General features: G+C 68.0%; 13 protein-coding genes and 1 pseudogene. 8 read left to right on the forward strand and 6 right to left on the reverse strand.

Going from position 1 to position 18,414, the window contains the following annotated elements:
- Window positions 1-33 precede the first annotated feature (33 nt).
- Entirely contained in the window at window positions 34-1,755 is a 1,722-nt protein-coding gene (ilvD, locus tag ACJH71_RS15625; RefSeq protein WP_406758907.1) for a dihydroxy-acid dehydratase, read from the reverse strand.
- A gap of 76 nt (window positions 1,756-1,831) precedes the next feature.
- Between ilvD and ACJH71_RS15630 the strand changes: the two genes are divergently transcribed.
- The 4 genes from ACJH71_RS15630 to ACJH71_RS15645 all read left to right on the forward strand — a co-directional run bounded on the left by ACJH71_RS15630 (window position 1,832) and on the right by ACJH71_RS15645 (window position 5,276).
- A complete protein-coding gene (locus ACJH71_RS15630) occupies window positions 1,832-2,404 on the forward strand; it encodes a DUF305 domain-containing protein (protein WP_406758908.1) in 573 nt (190 codons plus the stop codon).
- The gene (locus ACJH71_RS15635; RefSeq protein WP_406758909.1) at window positions 2,401-2,694 is read left to right on the forward strand and encodes a metal-sensitive transcriptional regulator; all 294 of its coding nucleotides are present in this window, start codon (window positions 2,401-2,403) and stop codon (window positions 2,692-2,694) included. Before ACJH71_RS15630 ends, ACJH71_RS15635 begins: the two co-directional genes overlap by 4 nt.
- Before the next feature lie 79 nt (window positions 2,695-2,773).
- Window positions 2,774-3,985: an MFS transporter gene (locus ACJH71_RS15640; RefSeq protein WP_406758910.1), complete on the forward strand. Its 1,212-nt coding sequence runs from the start codon at window positions 2,774-2,776 to the stop codon at window positions 3,983-3,985.
- A gap of 160 nt (window positions 3,986-4,145) precedes the next feature.
- Window positions 4,146-5,276, forward strand: a complete 1,131-nt coding sequence (locus ACJH71_RS15645; RefSeq protein ID WP_406758911.1) for a L,D-transpeptidase family protein — start codon at window positions 4,146-4,148, stop codon at window positions 5,274-5,276.
- A gap of 45 nt (window positions 5,277-5,321) precedes the next feature.
- Here ACJH71_RS15645 and ACJH71_RS15650 read toward each other — a convergent pair whose 3' ends face one another.
- The gene (locus tag ACJH71_RS15650; protein ID WP_406758912.1) at window positions 5,322-7,328 is read right to left on the reverse strand and encodes a M13 family metallopeptidase; all 2,007 of its coding nucleotides are present in this window, start codon (window positions 7,326-7,328) and stop codon (window positions 5,322-5,324) included.
- A 51-nt stretch (window positions 7,329-7,379) separates the two neighbouring features.
- On the opposite strand from ACJH71_RS15650, the gene ACJH71_RS15655 reads away from it, so the two are divergent.
- Together ACJH71_RS15655 and ACJH71_RS15660 are read left to right on the forward strand one after the other, a co-directional pair.
- Window positions 7,380-8,102 carry a hypothetical protein gene (locus ACJH71_RS15655; protein ID WP_406758913.1) on the forward strand — a complete coding sequence of 241 codons (723 nt, stop codon included), beginning with the start codon at window positions 7,380-7,382 and terminating at the stop codon, window positions 8,100-8,102.
- Entirely contained in the window at window positions 8,099-8,812 is a 714-nt protein-coding gene (locus ACJH71_RS15660) for a hypothetical protein (RefSeq protein ID WP_406758914.1), read from the forward strand. The genes ACJH71_RS15655 and ACJH71_RS15660 overlap by 4 nt, the downstream gene beginning before the upstream one ends.
- Window positions 8,813-8,836: 24 nt before the next feature.
- Here ACJH71_RS15660 and ACJH71_RS15665 read toward each other — a convergent pair whose 3' ends face one another.
- Window positions 8,837-9,331, reverse strand: coding sequence for a helix-turn-helix domain-containing protein (locus ACJH71_RS15665; protein WP_406758915.1), 495 nt, complete (start codon window positions 9,329-9,331; stop codon window positions 8,837-8,839).
- Window positions 9,328-12,327 (reverse strand): MMPL family transporter, encoded by a 3,000-nt coding sequence (locus tag ACJH71_RS15670; protein ID WP_406758916.1) that lies wholly within the window; start codon window positions 12,325-12,327, stop codon window positions 9,328-9,330. Before ACJH71_RS15670 ends, ACJH71_RS15665 begins: the two co-directional genes overlap by 4 nt.
- A 382-nt stretch (window positions 12,328-12,709) precedes the next feature.
- Here ACJH71_RS15670 and ACJH71_RS15675 point away from each other — a divergent pair.
- A pseudogene (locus tag ACJH71_RS15675) lies at window positions 12,710-13,009 on the forward strand (hemophore); the annotation flags it as partial.
- 19 nt (window positions 13,010-13,028) lie between these two features.
- Here ACJH71_RS15675 and ACJH71_RS15680 read toward each other — a convergent pair.
- A complete protein-coding gene (locus tag ACJH71_RS15680) occupies window positions 13,029-14,213 on the reverse strand; it encodes a YbhN family protein (protein ID WP_406759025.1) in 1,185 nt (394 codons plus the stop codon).
- A gap of 153 nt (window positions 14,214-14,366) precedes the next feature.
- On the opposite strand from ACJH71_RS15680, the gene ACJH71_RS15685 reads away from it, so the two are divergent.
- Window positions 14,367-15,515 (forward strand): AI-2E family transporter, encoded by a 1,149-nt coding sequence (locus ACJH71_RS15685; RefSeq protein WP_406758917.1) that lies wholly within the window; start codon window positions 14,367-14,369, stop codon window positions 15,513-15,515.
- Here the strand turns inward: ACJH71_RS15685 and ACJH71_RS15690 are convergent.
- A complete protein-coding gene (locus ACJH71_RS15690) occupies window positions 15,475-18,381 on the reverse strand; it encodes an MMPL family transporter (protein WP_406758918.1) in 2,907 nt (968 codons plus the stop codon). The two genes, ACJH71_RS15685 and ACJH71_RS15690, sit on opposite strands and share 41 nt — an antisense overlap.
- Between the last annotated feature and the right edge of the window lie 33 nt (window positions 18,382-18,414).

Here is an 18,414-nt window from a genome sequence, read left to right on the forward strand (position 1 = left end):
CCGCGGGCTGGTGGGCCCACCGACCGCCGAAGGCTAGCCGCAGACCGCGCCGATGGCGGCGGAGCCCACCAGCTTGCGATACTTGGCCAGGACGCCGGTGGTGTAACGCGGCGGCGGCGGGGTGAAACCCTGGGCGCGCGTGGCGAATTCGTCCGGATCCGCCACCACGTCCAGGGTCGCGTTGGCCACGTCGAGGCGGATCTTGTCGCCGTCACGCAGGAACGCGACCGGCCCGCCGTCCACCGCCTCGGGGGCGATGTGGCCGACGCACAGGCCGGTGGTGCCGCCGGAGAACCGGCCGTCGGTCAGCAGCAGGACGTCCTTGCCGAGGCCGGCGCCCTTGATCGCGCCGGTGATCGCCAGCATCTCCCGCATCCCGGGTCCGCCCTTGGGGCCCTCGTAGCGGATCACCACGGCGTCGCCGGCGCTGATCGTGCCGTCTTCCAAAGCGTCCAAAGCGGCCCGCTCGCCGTCGAAAACCCGTGCGGTGCCCTCGAACACGTCGGTGTCGAAGCCCGCGGACTTGACCACCGCGCCCTCCGGCGCCAGCGAGCCACGCAGAATGGTGATGCCACCGGTCGGGTGGATGGGGTTGGTCAGCGCGTGCAACACCTTGCCGTCGACGACCGGGGGGTTGAGCTCGGCGATGTTCTCCGCCATCGTCTTTCCGGTGACGGTCAGGCAGTCGCCGTGCAGCAGACCGGCTTCCAGCAACGTCTTCAACATGACCGGCACCCCGCCGATCTTGTCGATGTCGTACATGACGTGCGCCCCGAACGGCTTGACGTCGGCAAGGTGCGGCACCTTGGCGCCCACCCGAGAGAAGTCGGCCAGGGTCAGATCCACCTCGGCTTCGCGGGCGATAGCCAGCAGGTGCAGCACCGCGTTGGTCGACCCGCCGAACGCCATCACCACCGCGATCGCGTTCTCGAACGCCTCTTTCGTCAAGATGTCACGAGCGGTGATACCCCGGCGCAGCAACTCCACCACGGCCTGGCCGCTGGCGCGCGCATACCCGTCACGGCGCCGGTCGATCGCCGGTGGGGAGGCGCTGCCCGGCAGTGACATGCCCAGCGCCTCAGCCGCACTGGCCATGGTGTTGGCGGTGTACATGCCGCCGCAGGCGCCCTCTCCGGGGCAGATCGACCGCTCGATGATGTCGACGTCCTCGCGAGACATCAGCCCGCGCGAACAGGCGCCGACCGCCTCGAACGCGTCGATGATCGTCACTTCGCGCTCGGTGCCGTCGGACAGCTGGGCGTAGCCCGGCATGGTGGAGCCCGCGTAGAGGAAGACCGAGGCCAGGTCCAGGCGTGCCGCAGCCATCAGCATCCCGGGCAGCGACTTGTCGCAGCCGGCCAGCAGCACCGAGCCGTCGAGTCGCTCGGCGCACATCACGGTCTCGACGCTGTCGGCGATGACCTCGCGGGAGACCAGGGAGAAGTGCATGCCCTCATGGCCCATCGAGATGCCGTCGGAGACCGAGATGGTGCCGAATTCCAGCGGGTAGCCGCTGGCCTCCAGAACGCCCTCTTTGGCGGCTTTGGCCAACCGGTCCAGGGACAGGTTGCAGGGCGTGATCTCGTTCCACGAGGAGGCCACACCGATCTGGGGCTTGGCGAAGTCGTCGTCGCCCATGCCGACGGCGCGCAACATGCCGCGGGCGGCGGTCTTCTCCAGGCCGTCGGTGACGTCACGACTGCGCGGTTTGATGTCGACGGACGCCCCGGCGGCGTCGGTGCTCCCAGAATTCACCAGCTCAGTATGCCGCTAGGGTCGGACCGGGCAAAACGAATAAATACCCCGCGGGGGTATGCGCTAAAGTGGGCGCATGAGAACGCTCCTGACCGTCGTCGTCGCGGCCGGTGTCGGCATGGCCGCCGGCGGGTGCCATCACGCGCCCACGCCGGTGCCCGAGACGTCGACCAGTTCGGCGGGAATGGCCATCGGCAGTCCGGCGGACGTGACGTTTCTGGAGGACATGGTGATCCACCACCAGCAGGGCTTGGAGCTGGCGGCTCTGGCGCCCGGCCAGAGCGCGAACCCTGCGCTGGTGGCGTTCGCCGACCAAAGTGCAACCCAGCAGCGCACGGAGCTACAGGGATGCCAGGCGCAACTGTTGCAGTGGGAGGTCCCCGGCGGTCATTCCGGCCGGGACCACGCCGCTGAGATTCCCGGCATGGTGGACCAGGCCACCATCGACAAGCTGCGCGGTCTGCGCGGACAGGCGTTCGACACGTTGTGGCTGCAGTCGATGATCGCCCACCACCGTGGCGCTATCGCGATGGCGCAGAACGAAATCGAACACGGCGAGAGTCCTGAGGCCATCAGCATCGCGCATTCGCTCGTGCCGTTTCAGCAAGCCGAGATCAACCAGATGAACCAACTGTTGGGGGCGCCATGACCACCGAAGCTCCGGGATACTCCCCGCGCAAAGACAACTACGCCAAGCGGTTGCGCCGCATCGAGGGCCAAGTGCGTGGCATCGCCAAGATGATCGAGGACGACAAGTACTGCATCGACGTCCTCACCCAGATCAGCGCGGTCAACAGTGCGCTGCGGTCAGTGGCACTGAACCTGCTCGACGAGCACCTGGCGCACTGCGTCAGCGGGGCCGTTGCGGCCGGCGGCGCGGAGGGCGACGCGAAACTCACCGAAGCTTCTGCCGCAATCGCGCGGTTGGTTCGTTCCTGACCCCTGCGCCGCTACCATGTGACCCAGCAGTTACCGGGAGCGCCATGCGGCACACACCACTCGACGCTGCCCCCAACACATGACTGTCGAAACCGGAAATGCCCGATTGAGGCCGTGGACGCCACAGACCACGGCACGGTTGGCGATCCTGTCCGCGGCGGCGTTCATCTACGCCACTGCCGAGATCCTGCCGGTGGGTGCGCTGCCCGCCATCTCGGCCGGCCTGGGCGTGAGCGAGGCGCTGGTCGGGACCTTGCTGGCCTGGTACGCGGTGGTGGCAGCGGCGACCACGCTTCCGCTGGTGCGCTGGACCGCATTCTGGCCGCGCCGCCGGGTGCTGCTGCTGACCCTGGTCTGCCTGACCGCCTCGCAGGTGATCTCGGCGCTAGCGCCGAACTTCGCCGTGCTGGCCGGCGGGCGGGCGCTGTGCGCCGTCACGCACGGCCTGATGTGGTCGGTGCTGGCGCCCATCGCCACCCGACTCGTGCCACCCAGCCATTCGGGCCGCGCGACGACGGCGATCTACGTCGGCACCAGCCTGGCACTGGTGGTCGGTATCCCGCTGACCTCGGCGATGAGTCTGCTGTGGGGTTGGCGGCTGGCCGTAGTGGTGATCACGGTGGCGGCGGCGGCCATCACCCTGGCAGCCCGACTTGCGCTGCCGGCCCTGGTGCTCAGCACCGACCAACTGGCGCTGGTCGGCAACCATCACCACCGCAACGGGCGGCTGGTGGCGGTGAGCACGCTGATGCTGATCGCCGTCACCGGGCACTTCATCTCCTACACCTTCATCGCGGTGATCATCGGTGACGTGGTCGGTGTCCCAGGGGCGCGGCTGGCCTGGTTGCTGGCCGCTTTCGGTGCTGCCGGGCTGATCGCGATGCCACTGTTGGCGCGACCGGTGGACCACCGGCCCAAATTGGTCACCGGCGGCTGCATGGCTGCGATGTCGGCGGCGTTCGTCGTCCTGGCGGCGCTGTCGATCGGGGGGCATCACACCACCGGCACCACGGTGGCGGGGGCGGCCGCGATCGTGCTGTGGGGGGCGATGGCGATGGCAGTCTCGCCGATGCTGCAGTCGGCGGCGATGCGCACCGCACCCGACGACCCCGACGGTGCGTCGGGGCTGTACGTGACGGCGTTTCAGGTTGGCATCACCGGCGGCTCGCTGGCCGGCGGGCTGTTGTTCGAGCGGGCCGGGACCTCGGCCATGTTGGCGGCGTCGGCGGTGCTGGTCGGCATCGCCGCAGTCGGCATCGTGGCCAGCAAGCGCCTGTTCATCGTTCCCTGACGGTCCTGGCTCGGTAACGTTCGCCACTTCGCTGACAGCCAAAGCCGCTGTTCAGAAACCTCCTTTCCGTCGTTGTGTGCGGAATTCCATCCGCCGTCGGAGTTAGCTGGCAACCGTCCTGTGAGACACTGGGATCAAGATCGTGACCGGAGGTAGGTAGATGTCGGGATGGAAGCTCGCGCAACTCGGCGCGTGGCTCAGCACCGCTGGCTTGGCCGCGAGTCTCACGCTCGGTTGCGGATCAGCACTGGCCGACCCGCCCCAGCAGCCCGGCGACCCGGCCGCAGCGGATGCCGGCCCGGCCGATCCAGCCGCGCCGCCGCCCCCGCCGGAGTTCCCGCCGCCCCCGCCTGAGCTGCCGCCTCCGCCGCCGCCGGGCGACCCGATGGCGTTCCCGCCGCCGCCACCACCCGAGCTCGCGCCCGGCCTACCCGCCGCGCCCGAGGGGGTCCCCCCGGGTCCAGACCCGCAGGCGGTTCCGGCAGGGTCGGCGGACCCGTCGGCCCCGGCGCAGCCCGGTGCGGTGCCGGCCGCCGCCACCGGGCCGGTCGTCGGGCAGAATCCGGAGCCGTTCACCGGCACGGCGCCGTTCCTGCCGCCGTCCTTCAACCCGGTCAACGGCTCGATGGTGGGTGTCGCCAAGCCGATCATCATCGACTTCCAGCGGCCGATCGCCGACAAGGCGATGGCCGAGCAGGCCATCCACATCTCGTCGAACCCGCCGGTGTCCGGCAAGTTCTACTGGATGACGCCTAGCCAGGTGCGATGGCGTCCGCTGAACTTCTGGCCCGCCCACACCGTCGTCAACATCGACGCGGGTGGCACCAAGTCGAGCTTCCGCACCGGGGACTCCCTGGTGGCCACCGCCGATGACAAGACGCACCAGATGACGATCACCCGAGACGGCAAGGTGGAGAAGACCTTCCCGATGTCAATGGGGATGAGCGCCGGGGGACACGAGACCCCCAACGGCACCTATTACGTGCTGGAGAAGTTCCCCACGGTGGTGATGGATTCCTCCACCTACGGGGTTCCGGTGAACTCCAGTTGGGGATACAAGCTGACCGTGCAGGATGCGGTCCGGATCGACAACAGCGGCGGGTTCGTGCACAGTGCGCCGTGGTCAGTGGCCGATCAGGGCAAGCGCAACGTCAGCCACGGCTGCATCAACCTCAGCCCGGCCAACGCCAAGTGGTTCTACGAGAACTTCGGCAGCGGCGATCCCGTCGTGGTGAAGAACTCCGTCGGTACCTACACCAAAAACGACGGCTCCCAAGACTGGCAGATGTAGGGGGCGCGCCCTCAACCACTGCTCGTACCGGGCACTCGGCGGCGATCAGCTCCAGATGCGCACCCGCGAAGCGGGATCCAGGTAGAGCGCATCGTCGGGCGTGACGCCGAAGGCGTCATAGTAGGCGTCCATGTTGCGGATCACCCCGTTGCAGCGGAACTCCGGCGGCGAATGCGGATCCACCGCCAGGCGCCGGATCGCCTCGGCATCACGGGATTTCGTGCGCCACACCTGCGCCCAGCCGAAGAAAACGCGCTGGGTACCGGTCAAGCCGTCGATCACCGGGGCCTCGGCGCCGGCCAGTGACAACTGGTACGCGAGCAGAGCTATGGAAAGCCCGCCGAGATCGCCGATGTTCTCCCCGACGGTGAACGCGCCGTTCACGTGGCGGTCGCCATCCAGTTCACGCGGCACATAGTTCTCGTATTGGGCGATCAACGCGCTTGTGCGGGAACCGAATTCGGCGCGGTCGGCGTCGGTCCACCAGTCGATCAGGTTGCCGTCGCCGTCGTACTTGGCGCCCTGATCGTCGAAGCCGTGCCCGATCTCGTGGCCGATCACCGCGCCGATACCGCCGTAGTTAGCAGCGTCGTCGGCATCGGCGTCGAAGAACGGCGGTTGCAGGATCGCGGCGGGGAAGACGATCTCGTTCATCCCCGGGTTGTAGTAGGCGTTGACGGTCTGCGGTGTCATGAACCATTCGTCGCGGTCCACCGGCTGGCCCAACTTGGCCAGTTCGCGGTCGTAGTTGACCGCATAGCCACGCAGGTAATTGCCGTACAGGTCCGTTGGGTCGGTGACCAGCGCGGAGTAGTCCCGCCAGGAGGTGGGGTAGCCGACCTTGGCGGTGAACTTGTCCAGCTTGGCCAGGGCCCGCTCGCGCGTTTCCGGGGTCATCCAGTCCAGGTTGGTGATGCTCGCCCGGTAGGCCTCGCGAAGGTTTCCCACCAGCTCGTCGATGCGCGCCTTGGCGTCCGGCGGGAAATGCCGTGCCACGTAAAGCTTTCCGACGGCATCGCCCATCAGGGACTCAACCACGGACACGCCGCGCTTCCAGCGGTCCCGGATCTGCTCGGTGCCCGAGAGTCGCCGTCCGTAGAACTCGAAGTCCTCGGCGACCAGCTCCTCGGTCAGGAGACCTGCGCGAGCATGAATGACGCGCCACCGTGCCCAGTCCTGCCAGTCGGCAAAGTCCGCGCTCTCCCACAGTGCGGCGAACGCTGTCAGGAAGTCCGGTTGGCGCACCACCAGCTCGTCGAGTCCGGCTGAGGCGCCGGGGTGCACGCCAAGAGCGTCCACCCAGCCGGCCCAGTCAAAGCCGGGCGCCTCGGCCGGCAGCCCGGCGAAGGTGCGCAGGTTGTACGTCAACTCGGCATCGCGCCGCTTCACCACGTCCCAGTGCGCGGCCGCCAATCGGGTCTCCAGCGCCACGATGCGTGCCGCGGTCCCGGCGTGGTCGTCCGGTTCGCCGCCGTAGGTCAGAGCAAACATCGCCGCGATGTGTCCGGGGTAAGCGGCCAGGATCTCGGCGTGCTGTTCCTCGCGGAAGTAGGACTCGTCAGGCAATCCGATGCCCGACTGGCTCAGGTGCAGCAGGTAGCGGGTCGAGTCCTTCGAGTCGGTGTCCACATAGAGTCCGACGCCGCCGCCAACCCCGGCGCGCTGACCTGCGCCCAGCACCCGCGCCAGGGCCTCGCGGTCACCGGCGTTGTCGATCGCGGACAGCTCGCGGCGCAGCGGCTCCACACCGCGCTGGCGGACGGCCTGCTCGTCCAAGAAGCTGGCGTAGAGGTCGCCGATCCGGTGCTCGTCGGTGCCGGCCGCATCCGCACTCGCCGCGGCCGAATCGCCGGCCTCGGTGAGCAGGTCGCGGACCTGGATCTCGGCCCGGTCGAACAGAGCGCGGAAGGCGCCGTCGGTGGCACGGTCCGGTGGCATCTCGTAACCGTCGAGCCAGCGGCCGTTGACGTGACCGAACAGATCGTCCTGCGGTCTCACGCCACTATCTATATAGGTGAGATCAAGGCCGGATCGGGTGGCTGATGAGGTCACCGTCCCATCCTTCCACGGCGAACCGTAAAGCTCTCCTGTAGCGTCACCGCCATGCCTGACGAGGAACAACCCGACGTCTCCAATGAGCTGGACGACGGAATCATCGAACCCGGCGCCGACACTGCTGAGAGCGCCGCGGACCAGGACGCCGACGCTGTAGAGAAGGTCGGCAAGAAGGCCCCGGCGAAAGCCGCCAAGAAGACCACCCACGGCAAGCCCGCTCCGGCGGCCTCAGGCGGCGGCCTGTCCGGCTACGGGTGGGGGTCGGTGGTCCTCGGCTTGGTCGCAGTGGCCGCATTGGTCTTCAGCCTGATCACCTTGAAGGTGCACTACGACGACGTCAACGAGCGCGGTTACCGCAGCCGGGTCTTGCAGACCGCGGCCAGCTGGACCAGCGTGCTGATCAACTTGAACGCCGAGAACGTCGAGAAGGGCATGGCGCGGCTGCGGGACAAGACTGTCGGCGAACTCAACAGCGAGTTCGACGCGGCCCTGGCGCCCTACCGTGACGTGGTGCAGCGGATCCAGTCGCGCAGTAGCGGCCGGATCGAAGCCGTCGCCATCGAGCTGGAGCACCACGACCTCGACGAGCCGGCCGCGACCGGCAGTGACAAGCCGTCGAACCCCGGCCGCACCGACCCGGTGATGGTGATCGCCACCTCCGTCGCCGAGAACGTCGGCGGCAGACCGCAGACTGTGCACTGGGCTCTGCACCTCGACGTCACCGACGTCGCCGGCAATCTGATGATCTCCCGATTGAGGTCGATTCGATGAGCAAGCTGGAACTTCTGAAATCGCGGACGCTGTGGCGGGTATTGGCCGTCGACATCGCCGCGCCGCTGGCCGCGATCGGTGGCCTGATGCTGGTCGGGCTGCCGCTGGACTGGCCGGTCTGGTACGTGTCGCTCTGCTCGGTGCTGGTGCTGCTGATCGTCGAGGGCATGGTGGTCAACTTCGTGCTGCTGCGCCGCGATGCGGTCACGGTCGGCACCGACAACGAACGGCCCGGCCTGCGCTTCGGGGTCGTCGGCCTGGCCGCGGCGGCGCTGGTGGCCGCGGCCGTGCTCGGGTACCTGCGCTGGACGGTTCCCGACCGCGACCTGGAGGCGGACTCGGGCGAGGCGGTCAAGACCGCCGTCGCCATGGCCGAGGCTGCGGCCACGGTCTCGCCGGCCAACCCTGACGCATCGATCGAGAAGGCTGCGACCTACATGGTCCCGGACCGGGTCAACGCGTTCCGGGAGAGCATCGGCCGGACCGCCACCGAGATGGCCAACCGCAACATCGCGGTCGAGGCGCAGACGCTCAGTGCCGGTGTCGAGGCGCTCGGGCCGTCGGCCGCGCGGGTCGCGGTCGTGATGCGCAGCGTCCAGACGGTGGCGAACCAGCAGGTCAAGCAGTCGGTAGTGCCGGTGCGGGTGACGCTGACCAAGCGTGGCGGTCAGTGGCTGGTGCTGGAGATGTCACCGATCCACGCCCGCTGACGCGCGGGAGAGGGGCGACCGGCGTCAGACGACGTCGGGCGCCTCACGCGTGTGGAGCTTGACGAAACGGTCTGACAGTCGGCGCATCCGGATCATCAGCGAGGCGGGCGGGCTGATCGTGCCACTGAGGTATTCGCCGAGCGTGTCGGCGGGAACCCCGACCCGCGAGGCGAACTCCTGCTGACTCAGGCCCGACCGCTCGATCAGCACCCGCATGTGACGCCCGACCTCGGCACGCTCGTTGGCCTCCAGGTGCGCTCTGGTGCGGGTCAGGACCTCCGACAGTGCCTTGGCGATGCCGAAGGATTCGGTGCCCTCCAGCACCTCCTCGACCTGGCGTGCGGTGCGACCGTAGGGGTCGCGCTTGAGTGCTACCACGATGAGCTGCCAGGTGGCGATGTCGCCGGTCTGCAGTGCAGCACGGATAGCCGACGTGGGCCAGAACTCGACCGGCCGGTCGGTGTCGCCGGACGGCTGCCGGGGCAGCGGCCCACGGCGTCGGTCCGCGGCCAACGTCACCTCGCCTCCTCCAGCATCGCCACGGCAACTGCCAGGCAGCGCCCTTGGACGTGTTCCCAGTCCGTACTCGCTCCAAGCGCATCGTCGCCGGTGGCGTAGTCGCCGCGTGCGGTGGGCTCCGGATCGGCGAGTCGACAGACCAGCTGGGTGGCCATCCAGTGTCCGTCGGCTGGTTGACCAGAGTAGTACGCATCGATTTCGCTGAGTGCCCCAGCAACGGTTTTCGGGCCCAGCGCATCGGCGAGCTCGGCCAGACCGGCGTAATCGCGGGGGCTGTTGCGCGCCAGTGCCAGGTAACCCGCCAGGCGCAGCGTTTCGGCGCCGGTGGGGATCTGCAGCCGGTCACCGGTGGGCAGTTGAACCGCGGCGGTCTCCATCGGACGGCACCGGGTCAACGACGGGACGTCAAGCCCGATCTCGTTGGCCGCCCATGACTCGGTTTCCAGCGCGTCGAGCGCGATGGCAAGCCGGCGCCGCCACACGGTGACCGGGTGAACCGGACGGATCGTGCGGGGCTGTGCCCGGTCGGTACCGGTTCGCGACTGCCAGCCACCGGCCAGCCGGGCCAGCGCATGGCTCACCGCCCTGCCGCCCGCCGCCGCGGGTGGTCCTGCCGGCCCGGTGGCGACCGGCAGCGCTTCGATCTTGCTGGTGGCCATCTCGGCCACGCCGCAGCCGCGCAGGGCCAACGGGTCGCTGACACAGACCGCGTCGGGAACCAGCCCTTTGAGTCGGGCCGCCGACTTGACCACCACCCGAAGGTCGGCGCTGGGCGTGATCAGGGCGGAGATGTCATCGGGGATCACCACGACGTCTCCCAAATCCACTGTGGGCAGCGGCTTCTCGAAGTCCACCGACGGCAGGATCCGGGCCAGCCAACATGGCAGCCACCAGTTCCACTCGGCGAACATCGCCATCAGTGCGGGAACCAGCACCAACCGCACCACCGTGGCGTCGACCGCGATCGCCACCGCGCAGGCCACGCCCAGCTCGGCGACCAGGGGCATGCCGGCGAACGCGAATCCGATAAAGACCGCGATCATGATCAACGCGGCGCTGGTGATGGTGCGTGCGCTGGTGCTCACGCCATAGGCGACGGCGTCGTGGGTGTTGCCGGTCTGCAGGAAGCGCTCGCGGATACGGGTCAGCAGGAAGATCTCGTAGTCCATCGACAAGCCGAACGTCATCGCCAGCACGAGCGGCGGGATGAACGTGTCGATGGACCCTGTCGCGGCGAACCCGAACCGCTCCAGCCAGCCCCACTGGAACACCATCACCAGGCTGCCGTAGGCAGCGGCCACCGAGAGCACCGTCATCACGACGCCCTTGAGCGCCAAGAACACCGACTGGATCGAGACCAACAGCATCAGGAAGGCGATCAGCGCCACGAAAACCAGCACCATGGGTTCGGCGGCCGCGACCCGGTCGTCGAAGTCCTTGATCAACGCGGTCGGTCCGCCGACATCCACCTGTACGGCCGGCGAGCCGGCCGCCGCCGGCAGGTGTTCACGCATCCAGTCCACGGTTGTCCGTGCGGCCATGTCCTCGGGATCGACGGACAGCACCGCAGACAGCAGCCCGCTGCTGTTGTCATTGCCGAAGACCGGTGGGGACACCGAAGCGATGTTGGGGGCCTGCGACATCTCCTGGCGGATTGCCGCGAACGTGTCGGCGTGGGCCGGCGCCGACGCGTTCGCGCCGGGGATGGTCACCAACACCCGGACGGGTCCCAGCGCACCTGGGCCCAGGGCTTGGGCAGCTGCGGCCACCCCGCCGCGGATTTCGTGGGAGGAGTCGAACTGGCGGAGCATGCTGTTGCCCAGCGACAACGACAGGGCCGGCGCCGCGAGCGCCAGCAGGAAACCCGCGGCCACCAGGGCCGAGGCCCAAGGGCGCCGCATCACCGAAGCCGTCCAGCTGGTCCAGAACCGTGACTGTGCGGTCTGCGGGCTGCGTGCCCAGTGCAGCAGCGCCGACCGTTTGGCCACCGCCCGGCCGAACAGGGCCAGCACCACCGGGGTCAGACTGACCGACGCCAGCACCGCCACCGAGACAGCCAGGATCGCTCCGGTCGCCATCGATACCAGCACCGGCGTATTGATCAGATAGATGCCGGTCAGGGAGGCCACCACGGTCAGGCCCGAGAGCACCACCGCCAACCCGGACGTCGCCATCGCCGCATCGACGGCCTCCTGCGGTTGGCGACCGGCCCGCAGTTCCTCGCGGTAGCGCATCAGAATGAACAGTGAGTAGTCGATCGCCAGCGCGATCCCGAACATCGACACCGTCGACGTGACGAACACCGACATCGAAGTGAACATCGACAGCAGATAGACCAGCCCCATGGTGACGATCACCGTGCCGATCCCGAGAGCCAGCGGGATTGCGGCGGCCGCCAGTGAACCGAACACCGCCAGCAAGACGATCAGCACGATCGGCAGGTTCCATCGCTCGGCTGCGCCGATGTCCTGTTTGGTCTTCGCCGACGCCGCGGCGCCGAGCGCGCCCTGCCCGATCACGTAGAGGTTCACCGAACCGTTGTCGATCCGGCCGGGATGTTCGCCTTCCACGCCCAGCTTCGTGCGCAGCTTCTTGGCGACGTCGACCGCACCGGTGTTGTTGAAGTCCACCCGCAGCGACACCACGTAGGGCCGGTCGGGCCGCGGCGGCGGCTGCGTCGTATCCGGCAGCACCGTCACGCTGGGAACCTCGCCGGCGGACCGTTGGAGCAGCGCTACGGCGTCTTTCATGTCCCGGTAGGTGGCGTCGGCGCGGGGTGCGGCCACCAAGGCCAGCGGTGACGCGCCCTGCTCGGGAAAGTGATCCTCGAGTTGGTACTGCACATGCAGTGACTGCGATCCCTGGACCTCGAAGCCGCCACCGGTGAGATGTCCGGACTGGGTGGCGGCGAGGTAGAGCGAGGGAATCACAGCCAGTAGCCACCCTGTGAAGACCACCCAGCGGAATCTGCGCAGGTTGCTGCTGAAGCGCATCATGAACTGCTGGATTTCGTCTCTCCCCGCTCTCGCCCGCACTGGTGCGCCGCGTGCTGCGAGCCTACCGCAGCAACGTGTCGCGCTGGCCGTTTCTCTCGGCTCTGAGCTGCTCCGATGCCGTCCGGGAACCGCATTGTGACCAGGCCGACCTGTGCTCGGGTGGCGGCATCTGGTGGTTACTGTCAGGATGGGGAAAAGGCCGTCTTTCGATCTGCCGTTGCTGCCGGGGGGCATTGCGCGCGCACCAAAACACCTTCGAAGCGTCATCCGCAACGTGGCGGGGCTCGTCGTGGCCGATCGGGAATCTCGCCAGTTGTGAGGAGAACACGTGAACATCACCAAACTGCGTCGCAGCCCGTCGGGCAAGGGCGTCCTTGCCGCCGTGCCCGTCTTGTTGGGCGGTGCCGTCACGGCGGCGCTGCTGGCCACCCCGTCGACACCCTCGGCGACCGCGGCCAAAGACCCCTGCGTGGCCAGCGAGATCGCCCGGACCGTGGGCAAGGTGGTGACCTCGACCGGTGATTACCTGGACTCGCACCCGGACACCAATCAGGTGATGACCGGTGCGCTGCAGCAGCAGCCCGGCCCGCAGACGCTGGCAAACCTGAAGGCGCACTTCGACGCCAACCCGAAGGTCGGGGACGACTTGGCCAAGATCACCGCGCCGGTGCAGGAGGTGACCGATCAGTGCAAGCTGGCGGTCAGCCTGCCGCAGGTGCTCGGGCTCCTGCAGGCCGTGCAGGCCCAGGGCGGCCTGCCGGGTGGCGGGTTGCCCGGCGGCCTGCCCGTCGGTGGTCTGCCCGTGAGCGGACCTGGAGCCGGGGCGGTGACTCAACCGATAGCGGTTCGCTGAGGACCGGCGCGTATTCGTCGGTGTCGTGGTCGGCCGCGTTGTCGGTGCGGAAGACGAAGAAGAACACCACCCAGCCGGCGGCTGATACCAGCACCCAGCTGATCATCCGATAGATCAGCACGGCGGAGATGGCATCCGGCAAGGTCAGCCCGCTCGATACCAGCCCCGGCACCAGCACGGCCTCCACGACCAGCAGGCCACCGGGGATCAGCGGAATGGTTCCCGCCGCGCGGGCGGCGGCGTAGGCCACCGTCAAACCGGCCACCGACGCCCGCCCGCCGGTGGCATAGGCGGCGCAGGCCAGGCAGGCGACGTCGGCGATCCAGTTGAACAGGGACCAGCCGAACGCCGTCGACAGATCGCGGCGGCCCAGGCTCACCGACTCCAGTTGGCCCAGTATCTTGCGCCAGGTCGCAAGCCCGGCATCCACGGGCCGGGCGCGCACCGAGTTGACCCAGGACAGCGCGCGGACGCCGATTCCGTCGATCAGCTCCGGTCGCGAGGCGACCGCCTGCGCCAGCAGCAGGAGCGCGATGAAGCCGCCGAGGGTGAACAACAGCGAGAACGGATTGCTACGGGCACCGAGAATGAACGCGCCACCCAGGCCCAGCACGGCCAGCCCGACCGCCTGCAGCACCCCCGACATCACCAGCTGCCACGACGCCACCACTGGCGATGCGCCCCAGCGCCGTTGCTGGCGATAGAGGAAGGTCGCCGACAGCACCGGGCCGCCGGGCAGGGTGGTACTGAGCGAGTTGGCGGCGTAGAAGGCGGCCTCGGACCGCCGCTGCGTGACGTGCACACCGGCCGAGCCCAGCAGGGTCCGCTGGATCTGCGCGAAGCTGTGCATCGACGCCGCCGCGGCCAGCACCGCTCCTAACAGCCAGCGGCCGTCGGCTCGGCAGAGACTGCGCCATGCGGCAGACACCTGGTCCCAGACCAGGACGATCTCGACCGTGAGCACCGCCGCGACCAGACCCACGATTACCGGGCGCACCCAACGGTATTTGCTGCCGGGGCGCTGGGGAGCCAAGGCTTCTCGCCCGACGGCTTCGCGAACGACGACGTCTTGCGCGACGCGTTCGTGCGAAACGGGGGCGGGGGACACGAATGTAAAGGTTAGCCGCGTCACGTCGATATTCGGCTACCTGATGTGCACCCGCTGCGGCATCGTTACGCTACCGGAATGTCAGCCAGCGCAGACGAATCCGTACATCCGACGGTCCGCAAAGCGGCGGCGTGGGCCTGGCGCCTGCTGGTGCTGTTCGCCGCCGCATTGGTGGTGCTGCTGGTCATCCGGCGCCTCGAAGTGATCGTCGTCCCGGTGGCGATCGCGATGATGATGTCGGCGCTGCTGCTGCCGGGCGTGGACTGGTTGTCCCGGCACGGAGTGCACCGGGGGCTGGCGGTGTTTCTGCTGCTGCTCAGCGGTCTGGCCGTGCTTGCGGCGTTGCTGAGCTTCGTCGTAGACCAATTCATCGACGGGGTACCCGAACTGGTCGAGCAGGTCACCCAGGTGGTCAACTCGACCCAGCACTGGTTGGTCGAAGGGCCGCTGCATCTGAGCAGCGAGCAGATCGACAGCGTCGGCGACACCGTGGTCAACGGCCTACGCAACAATCAGGCCAAACTGACCAGCGGTGCGCTGTCGACGGCCGAAACCATCACCAAGATCGTCACCGGCGCTTTCGTCGTGCTGTTCACGCTGATCTTCTTCCTCTACGGCGGCCGCGACATCTGGCGGTTCACCGTGAAGTTCTTCCCGAGCCAGGTGCGCGAGCGGGTGCACGCGGCCGGTGTGGCGGGATTCGAATCGCTGATCGGCTACGTGCGGGCCACCTTCCTGGTGGCCCTGGTCGACGCACTCGGAATCGGCATCGGTCTGGCGGTCATGGCCGTGCCGCTGGCGTTGCCGCTGGCCTCGCTGGTGTTCCTGGGCGCCTTCATTCCACTGGTCGGTGCGGTGCTCACCGGGCTGCTGGCCGTCTTGGTCGCCCTGATCGCCAAGGGCTGGATCTATGCGCTGGTCACCCTGGGGCTGATCATTGCGGTCAACCAACTGGAAGCCCATGTGCTGCAGCCGCTGGTCATGGGACGTGCCGTCTCCATCCACCCGCTGGCGGTGGTGCTGGGCATCTCCACCGGCGGAATCCTGGCCGGCATCGTCGGCGCGCTACTCGCCGTCCCGACCATCGCCTTCATCGACCGAGCCGTGCGGGTGCTGATCGGAGCGTCGGATTCGGGCACGCCGGACGGCGCGGACGCCGATACACCGGACTCAGAAGCCGACGACGTCAGTAGCGACCCTCCCGACGCAGCAGTTCAGCCGCGCTGAGACCGCCGGCAGCACCACGTCGCTGCGGGCTCTGTGGGTTGTCCGCAGTGGCGTCGTCGGGTTGGTCACCGACCGCGGTGAACTTCTCGGTAGCCGGGTTCTCGGGGTCGGCTAGGGCGCCCTGAGCCGGGATGGCCGTGGTGGGGGCATTCTCGGTGTTGCCCGCGTCCCCGGTGGGCTTGGGAAGTGACCGGGTCCGCTCGTCGGACGCTTCCGGATCGGTTTCGCCTTGTCGCCCGCGCCGGGCCTGCGCCGCGTCACGGCCGCCGCGCAGCTCGCCCAGCCACGACTCGATTTCGCGTTCCTCGCCCGGGCCGGCGGGCTCCTGGCCGGGGGACGTCACTCGCTCGGTCGCCGGGTCGGCTGCCGAGAAGCGCGTCGTGGGAGGTTCGGCCGGGCCGGTGTTGATCCGATTGGTCCGGGCGTTGGACGGATTACCGCTCACCGGCCGGGTCGGCAGCTGCTCGCCGGGACGCGACCGAGCGGGGGCGGCGCGGCCCGGGGCTGGGTGGGTGGGGTCGTGCGTCGGGCGCGGGGCGGCCGCGCCCACCGGGGTCGGTGCGACCGTTGCCGTGGCGGGGCGGCGAGTCACCCGACGCCGCTCGTCCGGCAGCCGGATCTCGCCCAGACCGATCCGGTTCTGGAGGCGCTTCATCCAGCGTGGCGCCCACCAGCAGTCGTCGCCGAGCAGTTTCATCACCGACGGCACCAGGAACATCCGGACCACGGTGGCGTCGAGCAACAGCGCCGCCATCAGGCCGAACGCCAGGTACTTCATCATCACCAGGTCGGAGAACACGAACGACGCGGCAACCACCGCGAGGATCAGTGCGGCCGCGGTGATCAGCCGGCCGGTGGTGGCTGTGCCGATCCGGATCGCCTCGGTGGTCGACATCCCGGATTCTCGTGCCTCCACCATCCGGGAGACCAGGAACACCTCGTAGTCGGTGGCCAGGCCCCAGCCCACCGCAACAACCAGCGCAATGACCACCACCATCAGTGGGGTCGGGGTGAAGTTGAGCAGCCCGGCGCCGTGCCCGTCGACGAACATCCAGGTCAAGATGCCCATCGTCGACCCGATGGTCAACGCGCTCATCACCGCCGCCTTCAACGGCAGCACCAGGGAGCCGAACGCCAGGAACATCAGCAGCGTGGTGGTGATCAGCAGGAGCGCCAACATCAGCGGTCCCTTGTCGACCATCGCATGGATGCTGTCCTGTTCGAGCGCGGGTGTCCCGCCGACCAGCACGTCCAGGCCCTTGGGTGTGCTCAGGGCGCGCAGCGCCTTGATCTTCTGCGCGGCGTCGTTGCGGTTGACCAAGCCGTTCTCGATCACCCGGACGGAGGGGGACTTGGAGGCCCCGGGAAGGTAGGGGCGCTCCTTCCACATCTCGGCCGGATCGTCATCGGGCACGACGAACCCGCTGATCGCCATCGCGCGGTTGCGGATATCGGCGACCTGCTGGTCGGTGACCGGTTTGTCGGTATCGCTCGTGATGACCAGGGTCAGCTTCTCGGTACGGAAGCCGGGGAAGATCTCGTCGAAGTGCTCTTGGGCCACACGGGCGGTGTTGTCGGGCGGCAGGTACTTCTCGCTCATCCCGCCGAACGACAACTTGCCCAGCGGGATGATCAACAGGATCATCGCGATGACGATGGGGATCGCGAATGCCAGCGGTCGCTGCATCACGTAGTTGACCAGCTTGCCCCAGAACCCGGCCTCGACCTCTTCGCGGGTCTTGGTCTTCTGGGTCTTCTCGGCGAACCAGCCGATGATGCGGTTGGAGAACTCCCATTCCCGCAGGAACGGTATCCGGTAGAGGGTCCGAACCCCGAGGGCGTCCACGTTGGTGCCGAGCACACCCAGAATGGCGGGCAGCAGCGTGATCGACAGGATTGCGGCCAGCCCCACCGAGGCGAAGAACGCGTAGGTCAGCGAGTGCACGAAACCCTGCGGCAGAACCAGCAGGCTGGCGCACGAGACGATGATCAGCACCGCAGAGAACACCACGGTGCGCCCGGCGGTCATCACCGAACGCCGTACCGCCGCCTCGGTGTCGTACCCCTCGGCGATCTCCTCGCGGAACCGGCTCACCACAAAGAGCCCGTAGTCGATCGCGATACCCAGGCCGATCAGCGAGACCACCGGTTGGGCGAAGAAGTGCACCGGCCCGAAATGGGTGGTGAGCTGCAGGATGCCCGTCGCCCCGGCGATGCTCAATCCGCCGACGATGACCGGAAGACTGGCGGCGATCACCCCGCCGAACACGAAGAACAACACCACCGCCACCAACGGCAGGGCCAGCACCTCCATGCGCTGTTGGTCGCTGGCGATAGTCCCGGTCAGGGCGTTGGCGATCGGTTGCAGGCCGCCGAGTTCGACCTTGCCGCCGTCGAGCTTTTGCAGATCCGGCTCGACCGCCTGGTAATTCTTCAGGATGGTGTCGTCGTCGTCGCCCTTGAGCTGGATCGACGCGAATGCATGCTTCTTGCCTGCGTCCGCCATGTTGGCCAGTGCTTCGGGATTGGTGAAATAGCCGACCCAGCTCATGATCTGATCGGGGTGGTCATTCTTGACCTTGTTCAGGCCATTCTTGACCGCGTCGAACCATTCCGAGTCGTCGACCGTCTCGCCCTTGGGCGCGGTGAAGACCGCCACCACATGGCTGGTGCGGTCCCGGCCGTAGACCTCGTCGCCGACGATCGACGCCTGCACCGACTGGCTGCCGTCGTCGTAGAAGCCGCTCTGGGTGACGTGGTCGCCCAGGCTCATTCCGTAGACGCCGCCACCCAGGCAGAGCGCCACCATCACGCCGATTACGATGAACCGGTAGCGGTATACAGTTCGACCCCACCAGGCGAACACCTATTCGCTCCTTACTAAGGTCTGTGGAGACAT

The sequence above is a fragment of the Mycobacterium sp. SMC-15 genome, from assembly GCF_045310925.1.
Classification (GTDB): domain Bacteria; phylum Actinomycetota; class Actinomycetes; order Mycobacteriales; family Mycobacteriaceae; genus Mycobacterium.